Source organism: Chitinophaga fulva (assembly GCF_012927205.1).
GTDB classification, from domain to species: domain Bacteria; phylum Bacteroidota; class Bacteroidia; order Chitinophagales; family Chitinophagaceae; genus Chitinophaga; species Chitinophaga fulva.
This window is the reverse complement of record NZ_JABBGC010000002.1, coordinates 1,012,830-1,025,008: the sequence shown is the minus strand read 5'-3', so window position 1 is coordinate 1,025,008 and position 12,179 is coordinate 1,012,830. Positions and strand designations below refer to the sequence as shown.

Here is a 12,179-nt window from a genome sequence, read left to right as displayed (position 1 = left end):
AATGGAAAACGTAATCATACATTGCCCAACGTATAATAAAACGGCCCGGAATTTCCGGGCCGTTTTTTATATGAACACTGGTTCTATTTTCCTTTACGGTGTTCACCATGTTTCTTAGGTGTTTCGATGGGTTGTTCCCGATTCTGCGGGTTCTGTTCGGATGTCGGGTTATTGATCCGTTCATCCGGTTCGTGATGAGAACGGCTACGGTTCATTTTAGCTGTTCTGCTGTGACGGTTGCGTTTCATAAAAACGGATTTTTAGATATAGCCGGGAAAAACATGCCGAAATAAAAGTGATTGAAAATGAATTGTTTACAAAGGTTGATGCTACCAATACTGATGCAATTATTTCACACAACGCTGTCTACAGTTCCCGCTTTTATACTGCCTGGGATGCCTCCTGGCTACTACCCAGGGAAGCCAGGTATCCGGTCCCCACACAGATCACCACCGCTACTGCGGGGTACAGGAAAAAGTTGATAGTCGTATACCGTTGCACAAAATAGAGGCTTACTGCGCTGATGGTAAAGCCGATGATAATTCCCCGTGCATTCACCTTCGGAATAAAGATCCCTGCGAGGAACATCCCTGCCAGGCATCCGCCAAACAGCCCGATGATTTTCAGGTACTGGTCCCAGATAGAAGTGTTGTGCAACGACACCAGGTAGAGCGCAATGCCACAGCCCAGGGCACCCAGCATCACGGTCATCCGGCGGGCGAATATAAATCGCTGTCTGTCATCGGCCGAAGGCCTGAACAAAGGATAAAAGTCAGTGGTGATCACCGTGGCGATGGCATTCATACTGGAGCTGATAGTGGACATGGTAGCGGCAAAAAGGCCGGCTATCACGAGCCCGGCAAGTCCTGCCGGCAGCTGCTGGGAGATATACCATGGAAACACATCGTCGGTATTGCCATGTGGGTTCAGGTTGGCCGGATGATGCCGGAAGTACACCCAGAGCGCGGTGCCCACGAGGAAAAAGATAAGCGAAGCCGGGACCACCAGGAGGGCGTTGGTATAGATAGACTGGCGGGCCTCCTTCTCTGTGGAGGTGGTCAGGTAACGCTGTACCACCACCTGATCAGACGAGTAGGTGACCAGCTGTGTCAGGAAGCCGCCTACAAAGATCACCCAAAGCACCGGCTGTGTAATGTCCCACTGCAAAATGGCCAGCCGGAACTTGCCATTGGCTGCGGCTTCGGTAAACAGTTGCCCGAAACCGCCATCCAGCGAGCGGGAGATAAAAACAAGACTGAGCAGGGCACCCCCCAGTAACACGCCCACCTGCATCACTTCGGTCCAGATAACGGCCTCTATGCCGCCGGAAGCGCTATAGGCGGTGGTTATGGCACTGGTGGCCACGATACAGATGATGATGTTTACCCCGGTAACGGCGCTTAAAACCAGCGCAGGCAAGTATATCACAATGCCCAACCGGCTGAGCTGGAATACCAGGAAAGTAAAGCTGCCTAATAGTTTTACACCGGGACTGAAACGGATGGCCAGGTATTCGTAAACACTGGTGAGTTTCAGCTTGCGGAAATACGGCAGGTAAAAATAGACGATGAGCGGGGCTACCACCACGATCATCATATTATTAAGAAAGTACACCCAATCAGTGGCGAAGGCTTTGGCCGGAATGGCGATGAACGTGAGGGCACTAAGCTTGGAGCCAAATATACTGAGGCCGGCAGCCCACCATGGTATTTTGCCACCACCCAGGAAGAAGTCGCTGGTGGTGTTTTGCATGTTGCGGGACACGACCACACTGATGCCCACCACAAGCAGGAAATACAATCCCACTACCAGCCAGTCGGTCAACCGGAAGCCGCTGGGCGGCTGTGTAGGCGTAGCCGTTAGTACCCGTGGTGTCCTGGTGGCGGGTCTTACTTCTCCACCGGGAATGATCAGTTGTCCCTGCCAAACCACCGTCGGTGTGGTCACTGGCGCCCACGTACTGCCGTTTGGGTTAGTGACGCTGTCACCGGCTTTTTGTACCGGCATACCGCCGGTAACAGCCCAGCTGTCGGTGATGGTGTTGTAGCCTAGTATGTCATGGGAGAAACCCGGATGCTGTTCTTTTAGCTGACTGCTTTGCTCAAAATACCGCCCATCATCGCCGCCGAAGATCAGCAGCTGCGACTGGCCCGCCGTGAAAGCCGGGCTGGGTGCGGCTGCAACCGGATGAGGCAACGGCGCAATACTGCGCCAGCCTTTACCCGGTTCATAACACCAGGCATCTGTGAGGAAGGTGCGGTGTATGGTAACGTCACCGGGTAACGTATACGTATGTACGCCGCTGAACAGGTAAAAGTGATGTTGTTGCACTCCCGCTACCGCCAGCATACGCGCTGGCCCGGGAAAGGGAGGGAGCGTTTGCCAGCGGCGGCTCACAGCAGGCTGCGAAAGATCTATGGACCAAAAGTACCTGGTGGCAGTGGTATCGGAAGGTGCTGCCGTGCCGCCGGCAACATACAGGATGTCGCCATCCATCGCGCCGCTGGCATTGGCGCTGGGAACAGGGAGGTCCGGCAACGGTTCCGTTTGTACCTGACCGTTAGTATAACGAAGGAGGAACGCTTTCGTGGTATGGCCGTCCTGATTACTGCCACCCACGCATACCAGGGCATCCCGCCAGGTGGCGGACACGCCGTAGCCCAGCGGCACCGGCAGTTTACCCACCTGTTTCCATTGCCCGTCGGGCTTTTCCAGTACCCATACCTGGTCATACCATTGTTTAATGCCGCCGTTCCAGGGTGCGCGCCCATCGGGGAAATTAGCGCCGCCGGCCACCAGCAATGCATTGTTGGACACGCCGGCAAAAGACCCGGCAAAGCCATGATCATCCGGCAGGGCTGGGAGCTGTCCCCAGGAGAAATAGCCCGCCGGTGGCTTCTGGCCACGGCTGACGGCAGTGCGGAAAGACATACCCAATATCAATAATAAAGGAAGAATCAGTTTTTTCATGACGTGTATTTTACGCTGGTCATGGTATCCAGCTATTGGCCTGCATCCAGTGCAGGCATCGCTCAAACCAGTCGTCCTGCGTGGTTTTGTTGTACAGCCCGAAACCATGCGCGCCGTTTTGATAAAGATGCATCTCTGCCTTTACACCGGCATTGACCAGCGCATTGTAGAACAGCAGGCTGTTTTGCACCGGTACTACTTTATCGTCCTGTGCGTGCAGCAGGAAGGTGGGCGGTGTATTGGCGGTTACCTGTAGTTCGTTGCTGTACAGTTTTATCAGGGCTCTGTCGGGTTTTTCTCCCAGCAGGGCCTTCCTGGAACCGGCATGCATATACGAAGTAAAGCTGATCACCGGATACACGAGTATCATAAAATCCGGGCGGAGATTGAGCTGCGCGGGATTGTCGATCACCGGTTGTGCGAAATGCGTACCTACGGTAGAAGCAAGGTGGCCACCGGCCGAAAAACCGATGATGCCGGTCTTGCCGGGCTGCAGGCCCCATTCAGCCGCATGTTGCCGTACAATTTGTAAAGCACGTTGCGCGTCCTGCAGCGGACCTTTGGACTTATCCGGCATAATCCGGTCGTCCGGCAGACGGTATTTGACGATGAAAGCGGAGATACCTGCTTCCTGGAAACGCCGTGCGATGGCATACCCCTCGCGGCCTATCACCACACTGCCGTAGCCGCCGCCAGGACAGATCACTACTGCTGCGCCGGTGGCTTTACCGGCAGGTGCGGGAAAAGGAATCAGCTCCGGCCGGGTGACCATCCGCGCACGGTTGCTGTCGCTGTCTTCCTGGTAGTCTGCCGGCGCAGGTTTGGAATTAGGTACGCCTTCCGGGTACAAGGGGATGGGTTTGCCCTGTTGGGCTTGCGCGATATAGGCACCGGTTGTCAGCATGCTGATCAAAAGAAACTTTTTCATGAACGTGGATTTTATGGTTTGGTAACCCGGGTACACCAGTCGAAGAAACCGATGGCGCGCAGGTCTTTTTCCATGGAAATATACTCGTTCTCTTCAAAAGGTTGCAGCGGTAATCTAACGTTGCCGCAGTCGAGGCCTATCATGTGCATCATGGCTTTCTGGGCGCGCAGTCCGCCATATTTGACGATGAGGCGCACCATTTCCACGGAGCGCAACTGGCACTGCTGCGCTTTCTGTAGCTGCCCGTCAGCGAAAGCCTGTATCAGATCGTTGTATAGCGGGGCAGCGAAGTTATAGGTGCTGCCGATGAAGCCATGGGAACCGGTGGCGAGCGCGCTCAGGAGCATTTCGTCGGTGCCGTAGAGCAGTTCGTACCGTCCTTCACTGGCATGCATACACGCCTGGAAATCGTGAATAAAAGGCGCGGTGTATTTAATACCGGCAAGGGTAGGCAGTTTGCCGGCGGCCTGTTCGAGGAACGCCACCATGTCGAGCGAGATGCCGGTGAGCGCCGGAATGTTATAATAGAACAGCGGCAGCTTAGGTGCGCCCGCCGCAATGGTAGCCAGGCTGTCGATCAGGCCCTGTATGGTCTGTATCTTAAAATAGGTGGGCAGCGTGGCGGAAATGAAATCGGCACCGTGTTCCTGTGCGTGGGCTGCCAGCTGTTGGGCCTCCTGCAGACTGTTATGCCCCACGTGTACAAATACTTTCAGTTTTTTATCTGCTGCGCGGATGAAAGCCGCGGCGGTTTCCATTCTTTCGGCCGTGGTCATGGAAGGGCCTTCACCGGTGCTGCCGCAGACGAACATCCCTTTGATGCCGTTGCTGATCAGTGTTTGTACTATTTCGTGTATCCGTTCGGTATGGATACGTCCGTCGGCGTGCATGGGTGTAAATGGTGCGGCCACCAGTCCCTGGATACGTGTTGCTGTCATGTCGTTCATATGTTCGTTGTGCTTATTGTTGATGGATATGGCTGATGATTTTTTTGTTGATTTTTTGGAAGATGAGATGGCTGTAGGCGCTTTTATCCCCGGCTTCATACAGGCAGGCGATGTCACCATTGGGCAATATGGCCAGTGAGGAATAGGCTGCCGGCCCGGCATGCAGCACGCGTAGCGGTTGCCAGCTGTGCCCGTCGTCGGTGCTGGCTTTGAGCGTCATGTTCATCCTTTTGTCGCTGGACGGATTGAGGAACAGCAGGATGCCGCTGTGTTTACGGGAGGGCCAGCGGTAACGGATGATGCTGGCCTGGCAGATAGGGTCTGTCAGGGAAGGTACGTCAGCAGGAGCGCTCCAGCTAAAGCCTCCGTCGTGGCTGACGGACTGGGAACGCAGCCCACGGCCGAAATAGGAGCGCAGGTTCATGAGCAGGCCACCCTGGCCGTCGGCCAGTTCGGTCAACTGGCACTCGTTCACTTTAGGGTGGATATTGCCGCCTCGTTGCCATGACTTCCCGTGGTCGTCACTATAAATAATGTGGGAGCCGTATTCATATGGCCCTTTGGCCACGTGGCCGCTGCTGTCATCATAGCTGTGGTCACAGGGAACAACGAGCCTGCCTTTATGTGGACCGTGTTGCAGCTGAATACCGATACCCGGCCCGGTGGCATACCAGCCCCACGAAGGGTCTTTGGTGGTGGCGGTAATGTCGTCCGGCTTTGACCAGGTGGCGCCGTTGTCGTCACTTTTACAGATCCGGACGGTGCGTGTATGCGTAGCCGTTTTATGAATGATGTCGTGTTCTTTGTCCAGCCCATCGTTGCGGGTGAGCAACAGCCAGATGGTGCCGGTAGCGGCATCTACCACTGGGCAGGGATTGCCGCAGGTGTGAGCGTTATCGTCCCATACCACCTGCGTGGCTGACCATGTCAGGCCACCATCGGCGGAGCGTTTCAACAGGATATCGATATCCCCTGCGTCGGCGGCGCTTTCTTTCCTGCCTTCGCAGAAGGCCAGCAGGTGGCCATTGGGGGCGGTCAGGAGTACCGGGATACGGTAACTCCTGTAACCGTCGGCACCCGCGTTGAACAGTACCATGCTATCGTGCTGGCCCAGCAGCATCTTCGGGAAAAACAACATCCATAACAGGCAGGCATATACGGTAGTCTTCATATCTCTCTATTTAAAATCGGTGACAGGTATTACTTTGTAGGCAATGCCTTCATATGGTTTTTTATAGCCAGCTTCATAGAAGATAGCGATCTCTGTGTCTGACAGCATCACGATATCGGAGTAGGCCGAAGGGCCGCTGTATATTTTACAGGACTTGCTCCAGTTGTTGCCGTCATCGGTGCTGAGCCGGATGGTCATGTTCTCCCGGGCCGTGCTGGCCGGGTTGGAGAAGAACAGCCATTGTTTGTAGGAGAGCAGGCTGCCCTGGCAGATGGGTTCCACCAGCGTATAGTCAGCCCGGACCGGCAGCCAGGAGGCGCCACCATCGGTGCTGTTGGCCACCAGTCTGGCGCCGCCGGCGCTGTTGCGGATATTGAGCATGAGCTGTCCGTTTGATAGTTCCGCTACTGTGCTCTCCGCGCCACGGTCTTTATTGGCGACGCCGCCCAGTTTCCAGCTCTGGCCATGGTCATCGGAATAGATGACATGGGCTGAGTCACGGGAAGGGCTATCCGTTGTTTTGAGCGACATATAATCACAGGGGATGACGAGCCTGCCGGCATAGGTGCCGCGTTTGAGCTGTATCCCATGGCAAGGCCCGGTGCCGTACCATGCCCATCCGGGTTTCTTCACGTCTTTCGTGATTTCTTTGGCAGACGCCCAGGTAAGACCTTCATCGTCGCTGCTGGTGACGAACACGCGACGGGTGTCTTTACTGGTGCCGGCATTGATGGCGCCGATATTGTCTTCGCCCAGGTTCCAGGTCATCACCAGGTGAAGGCGACCGGTTTGTTCATCGAGTACCGGTACCGGATTGCCGCAGGTATTGGCGCCGTCGTCCCATACCATAATGGGATTGCTCCAGGTCTTACCGCCGTCGGTAGAGCGTTTTACCAGCAGGTCGATATCGCCTTCGTCCTTGCAGTTGTTTTTGCGTGCTTCCGCAAAAGCCAGTAGTACGCCGGTTTTAGTTCTAACGATGGCGGGTATACGATAACAGCTATAGCCGCCGGTCTTCTCCCGGAAAATAAACGGGATGCTATCGTTGGTATTGCCGCCATTGTTGCCGGGCGGTGGCGCTGGCGTTACGTTTTCGCTGCCGCCGCCTTTACAGGAGGCCAGCAGGAAAAGGCTGGCAGTGAGTAATAGTAATGTTTTACAGGTTGTCCGTTTCATGGTGAACTGTTTATTGGTAGCCGGCAGTTTGTTTCAGGTTCGGGTTCAGGTCTATCTGTGCTTTCGGAATAGGAAAATACAGTGGTACGTTTTTCCCGTTCAGGTTTGGCACTTCCGTGTATACGTTGATGGTGCCCGCATAATGGAAACGCAGCAGGTCGGGCCATCTTTTCTGTTCCAGCCACAGTTCCCGGAAGCGTTCATTCAGTATCTCTTTTTCCACGCTCGTTTTGTCCGCGGGACCGGCGTAGTTGCCGATGCCGGCCCTTGTCCGGGTGCGGTTCAATGCGGTAACGGCATCGGATACACGGCCCAGGGCGGCCAATGCTTCCGCTTTCAGCAGGAATATTTCCGCGAAGCGGTAGATGACGATATCGGCATCATAGAACCAGTCCGTGTCTTTGGTGCCCCTGAACTTGTTGTCGAAGACACCGATCAGTTTATTGTTAGGGCCGATAGCTTTGATAAAAGAGGCATTTTTTCTTTTGTCGGCCGCGTCGGTGAACATGGATTCAAACTTCGGGCTGGGCATATACTGGCTACGGGCGCCGTTTTTGGCTGCTGCAATGTCATTTTTGTTGACGGCGTCCTGCACAAAGATATCCCGTGGTTTCAGTTGACTGCCATACATATCGCTTCGTTCATCTTTCTTAAAATAAACAGAAAAAATGATTTCTGCATTTGCCCGGTTGTTGGTGGCGAAGACGGAAGCAAAATTGTCGAGCAGGGTAAGCCCGGCAGTACTTTCCACCTGCTGCAGCGCCGTCAGCGCATCCTGTAAGTCGGCGTCGTTGCCTTTGAGCACTTTGAACTTCCAGAGCAGGGCATCGGCTTTCAGCGTGAAGGTAGCGGGCCTGGAGGCCCGGCTTTTGTTGACGAAAGTGCCTTCGGGAAACAGCGCTATGGCGGCATCGATGTCCTTTAGTATCTGAGCCATGATGTCTGTGGCGGCGGCCCGGGAGGGCTGTTGCTGGTTGCTGCTGGCCACCGGTTCCAGCATCAGCGGCACATCGCCCCAGGAACGTATCAGCCAGAAATACGTATAGGCGCGAATGAAATAGGTCTCGGCCATCGCGCGGTCACGGTCGGTGCTGTTAGGGAAATTGATGCCTGGCGCATTTTTCAGCAGCAGGTTGCAGTGGTAGATAATATTGTAATAGTTAAGCCAGTTGGGCGCATTGGCATTGTTAAGGTTCTGTTGCCAGGCGGTAGACATACCCCCTTCAAGGCCGGCGATAAAGGCATCGCTGCGGTCTTCCATATAATAAGTGGTGTTGAAATAGTTTTTATCGTTGACAGTGCCGCGCAGCAAGGAGTAGATACCCGTCAGGTAACCGGTCACGTCGCCGGGTGATTTCCAGTAGCTGGCGTTGGTGATGTCTGAGACGGTTTTTACATCCAGCACCTTGTTACAGGAGAAGGCTGGTAGTAAAGCGATCAGGCAGCTGTATACCAGGAAGCGTTTATTCATGATCGTTAGATTACGGTTAGAAATTGACTTTTGCACCGAGGTTGTACTGACGGGGACGTGGGTACAGGCCAGGGTCTGCGCCGGTGAATACTTCGGGCGACAAGCCATCGTATTTGGTGAAGTAGCAGATGTTGTAGATACCGCCAAACACATCAATGCTGCTGATGCTGGCCTTTTGCAACAGTGCAGCGCGGATACTATAGCTCAGCGATATTTCACGGAGCGCGAGGTAGTCGCCTTTTTTGTAGTAGAGGGAGTTGTTGCTCGCTGTTCCATCATTGCCCAGGCCATTGGTGGCGCGGTTATGGTTTTTGAAATTATAATCATAATCGCTTTGCACGGTGTATTTGGGAATGCTGGCATGGTCGCCCTGTTGTTTCCAAATATCATCGCTGATGACATCTGTGAGCGCCTGGTTATTGTTGCGCGAGCTGCCATTGGCTTTCCCTCTGAAACCGTTGTCAATCACATGGCCCAGGGCATAGTCAGCCACGATGCGGAGGCTGATGCCTTTGTAGGTGAGGGTATTGACGATGGCGCCTTGTTTATCAGGACGGATGTAACCCATAAACGTCATATCGCGGTAGTCGATGGTATCGTTTTTATCGAAGTCGTGCCAGATGGCATCGCCACCAGTTTTCTTACGGCCGTTGGCTTCCACGTCGAAAGGTGCGCCGGCAGCGTCTTTATCGGTGGAGTATACACCATCGAGCTGGTACGCCCATCTGCCGCCGAAACGTTCGCCTTCAGCGAGGCCGCCTACTTTTGTGTATTGACCGGTATTAGCGTCGAAGATGTAGTTGCCGCCAATCCTGTTCTTTGCTTCGCCGTTGCCGGGCAGGGAAACCACAGTGCTGCGGTTAAACGCGAAGGTGATACCGGTATTCCAGGTGAAGTTGCGCGTTTTAACGGGGGTAGCGTTTAGTTCCACTTCGATGCCACGGTTGCGGATGGTGCCGTAATTGCTGCGGATTTTACTGAAGCCGGTAGTAGCGTCCAGCGGTTTATCGAACAGGCGGTTGTCGGTGATTTTATTGTAGAAATCCAACAGGATCGTTATGCGGTCTTTCAGTAAACCGATATCCAGACCAGCGTCCACGGAGGTAGTGGTTTCCCATACCAGGTCATTGTTGGGCAGCGTGGTATTGAGGATGCCGGTGTTGCCCATATAACTCAGCAGGTTGCTGTTCAGGGAAGTGCTGTATTGGCCTTGTGAGTCGAAGATAGAGAGCGCGTTATTGCCTGCCTGGCCCCAGCTGCCCCTGATCTTGAACAGTGATATGATTGGTTGCAGCGGTTCCCAGAAATTTTCGTGGTGCAGGTTCCATCCGGCGGATACGCCCGGGAAGGCCGCCCAGCGGTGGTTGCTGGAGAAGCGGGAGGAGCCGTCGCTGCGGATGCTGGCGGAGAACAGGTATTTGTTGTCGAAATCGTAGTTCAACCTGCCGAAGTAACTCATCAGTATTTCCGTTGATTCGGAAGTGGAGGTGCGTTGCGTTTCCACTTTGGTGGCATTGAGGGTGGGAATGTTATCATTCGGCGCACCATAGCCGCTGCCGCTCATGTTGTAATCGTAGTCGTTGATATAACTGGTGCCGGCCATAGCATTGAAGTGATGGTGGCTGCCGATGGTTTTGTCGTAATTGAGCACCGCGTCCGCCTGCGTATGCCTGTTAAGGTTATGTGCGGCAGAAGCGTTCCTGTTGGGATTGGTTTCATTGTATGCCTCAAATTTGTTTTCCTTTCCTTCTGTCGTGAACCAGGCAAAAGAAGGGGAGAAGCGCAGTCCCGGCAGGATGTCCCAGTCGGCGCCCAGCTGGAAGGTGGTGCGGTACACTTTGATATCGGTGTAACGTTCCTTGTAATAGATTTCGTGCAGGCGGCTGCGGAAGGAGGCGATGCCTTCCCCTGGCGCCGGGATACCGTCTTCATAATAGAGGCGGTAGGTAGGCGGCATGGTGACGGAGCGGCTCAATACGTTGTTGTCGTTATTGGGTGAATTGGAATAACGCACCTGGTAACTCATATTGGTATTGAGTGTCCATTTGTTGCTCAGCTTATAGGTACCGTTGAACAGGCCATTGTAGTTTTTATAGAACGTACCTGCGATGATACCATCCTGGTTGGTGTGACCGAGACCAAGGTAGTAGGTGCCTTTGTCGCTGCCACCGCTTACGCTGACATCGTATTGTTTTTTATGGCCGTTGTTGAAAGTGATATCCTGGTAATCGGTGCCTTTGAACAGGAGTTGTTTCCCGGTGACCGGGTCTGCCATGGTTTCCCAGCCTTCTTCTTGCAGGAGGCGGTCCACATAGGCCTGACCGTAGTTTTGTATATAGGTGTCGAGGAATTCCAGTGTATTTTTTGAATTGCGTGGATTGCCGGTAGACATGCCATAGCGGCCGCCGGTAAGATAAAAGTCAGGATTGGTTTTATTATAGTCCATCGTGTTTTTGCGGCTTACGTAGATGTAATCGCGTGCACTGAGGAACTTGTATTTTTGTGCCTGTTGTTCCAGGCCATAGTTGAAACCGAAGCTGACGCGTGGTTTGCCGGCTTTGCCGGATTTTGTTTTGATGATGATGATACCGTTGGCCGCGCGTGCACCATAGATGGCCGTGGAGGCCGCGTCTTTGAGCACCTGTACCGATTCAATGTCATCGGTGTTCATGTCCGAGATGCTGCGCATGCCCTGGGAGATCATCCCGTCGATGATCAGCAGGGGAGCGTCTTTTTCCGGTGAGGTGGTAGTGCCGCCGCGGAGGAATATTTGTGGATCGGCGCCAGGCTGGCCACTGTTGACCTGTAAGGTAAGTCCTGGTACTTTGCCCTGCATTTGCAGCAGTGGATTTTGTCCGGGTGCGTGTTCAAACTCTTTGGAATTCACGCGGGAGATAGCCGTGGTGAGGGTTGCGCGGGATTGTTTACCATAGCCGATGGCCACCACTTCATTGAGGGCAGTGGATTTTTCACTGAGTGACACCGATAGCTGCGGGCGGCCGTTGACAGGCATCTCGCGGGTGTCCATGCCGATGATGCTGAACAGCAGGGTAGCATCCGCGGGCACCTGCAGGCGATAGTTGCCAGTTGCGTCGGTGATGACGCCGTTCTGTGTGCCTTTCTGGATGACTGTCACACCGGGCATAGGGCGGTTGGCAGCATCGGTGACCCTACCGGTGACGGATATATTTTTTCTGGTGGAAGATTCCTGTGGTGGTTGTTGTCTTGCCGCTACCGGTAAGAAAGAAAACCAGGTAAGGGCTACCAGCAACCAGCTTCCCGGCCAGTGTAAACGTGGTAGATGTTGTTTTTTCATAACCGTGAATATTTAGATGTTGGTTGGGTTGTTCACTTTAGATATTACATATGCTGCAGCAGGAACTATAAACAGGCTGTTTTGGCAATTCCTTTGTATTATGTAGTACTTAAAGTTGAAAACTGACGAAATATTAGCCTTATTTCGTTCTAAAAGTATATAAATTAATTTATTTGTAGTACATAATAATGAAAATTAAT

The 12,179-nt window shown here is 53.6% G+C and carries 8 protein-coding genes; all 8 read right to left on the bottom strand.

Features of this window, described 5'->3' with window-relative positions; all coding sequences use genetic code 11:
- Window positions 1–83 precede the first annotated feature (83 nt).
- Entirely contained in the window at window positions 84–248 is a 165-nt protein-coding gene (locus HHL17_RS20730; RefSeq protein WP_169226698.1) for a hypothetical protein, read from the bottom strand.
- A 133-nt stretch (window positions 249–381) separates the two neighbouring features.
- On the bottom strand, window positions 382–2,970 hold the full coding sequence (locus HHL17_RS20725; RefSeq protein WP_169226697.1) for a sodium:solute symporter family transporter: 2,589 nt from the start codon (window positions 2,968–2,970) through the stop codon (window positions 382–384).
- Window positions 2,971–2,989: 19 nt separating this feature from the next.
- Window positions 2,990–3,898, bottom strand: a complete 909-nt coding sequence (locus HHL17_RS20720; protein ID WP_169226696.1) for an alpha/beta hydrolase — start codon at window positions 3,896–3,898, stop codon at window positions 2,990–2,992.
- Between the two features lie 11 nt (window positions 3,899–3,909).
- Window positions 3,910–4,845, bottom strand: a complete 936-nt coding sequence (locus tag HHL17_RS20715; protein WP_240975926.1) for a dihydrodipicolinate synthase family protein — start codon at window positions 4,843–4,845, stop codon at window positions 3,910–3,912.
- A gap of 13 nt (window positions 4,846–4,858) precedes the next feature.
- Entirely contained in the window at window positions 4,859–6,016 is a 1,158-nt protein-coding gene (locus HHL17_RS20710; RefSeq protein ID WP_169226694.1) for a sialidase family protein, read from the bottom strand.
- 6 nt (window positions 6,017–6,022) lie between these two features.
- A complete protein-coding gene (locus HHL17_RS20705; RefSeq protein ID WP_169226693.1) occupies window positions 6,023–7,192 on the bottom strand; it encodes a sialidase family protein in 1,170 nt (389 codons plus the stop codon).
- A 10-nt stretch (window positions 7,193–7,202) separates the two neighbouring features.
- A complete protein-coding gene (locus tag HHL17_RS20700; RefSeq protein WP_169226692.1) occupies window positions 7,203–8,663 on the bottom strand; it encodes a RagB/SusD family nutrient uptake outer membrane protein in 1,461 nt (486 codons plus the stop codon).
- Window positions 8,664–8,679: 16 nt separating this feature from the next.
- Window positions 8,680–11,979, bottom strand: coding sequence for a SusC/RagA family TonB-linked outer membrane protein (locus HHL17_RS20695; RefSeq protein ID WP_169226691.1), 3,300 nt, complete (start codon window positions 11,977–11,979; stop codon window positions 8,680–8,682).
- Window positions 11,980–12,179: the final 200 nt, after the last annotated feature.

Coding starts and splice junctions, on each gene's coding strand:
- HHL17_RS20730 (WP_169226698.1), bottom strand. CDS start 248: ATGAAACGCAACCGTCACAGCAGAACAGCTAAAATGAACCGTAGCCGT.
- HHL17_RS20725 (WP_169226697.1), bottom strand. CDS start 2,970: ATGAAAAAACTGATTCTTCCTTTATTATTGATATTGGGTATGTCTTTC.
- HHL17_RS20720 (WP_169226696.1), bottom strand. CDS start 3,898: ATGAAAAAGTTTCTTTTGATCAGCATGCTGACAACCGGTGCCTATATC.
- HHL17_RS20715 (WP_240975926.1), bottom strand. CDS start 4,845: ATGAACGACATGACAGCAACACGTATCCAGGGACTGGTGGCCGCACCA.
- HHL17_RS20710 (WP_169226694.1), bottom strand. CDS start 6,016: ATGAAGACTACCGTATATGCCTGCCTGTTATGGATGTTGTTTTTCCCG.
- HHL17_RS20705 (WP_169226693.1), bottom strand. CDS start 7,192: ATGAAACGGACAACCTGTAAAACATTACTATTACTCACTGCCAGCCTT.
- HHL17_RS20700 (WP_169226692.1), bottom strand. CDS start 8,663: ATGAATAAACGCTTCCTGGTATACAGCTGCCTGATCGCTTTACTACCA.
- HHL17_RS20695 (WP_169226691.1), bottom strand. CDS start 11,979: ATGAAAAAACAACATCTACCACGTTTACACTGGCCGGGAAGCTGGTTG.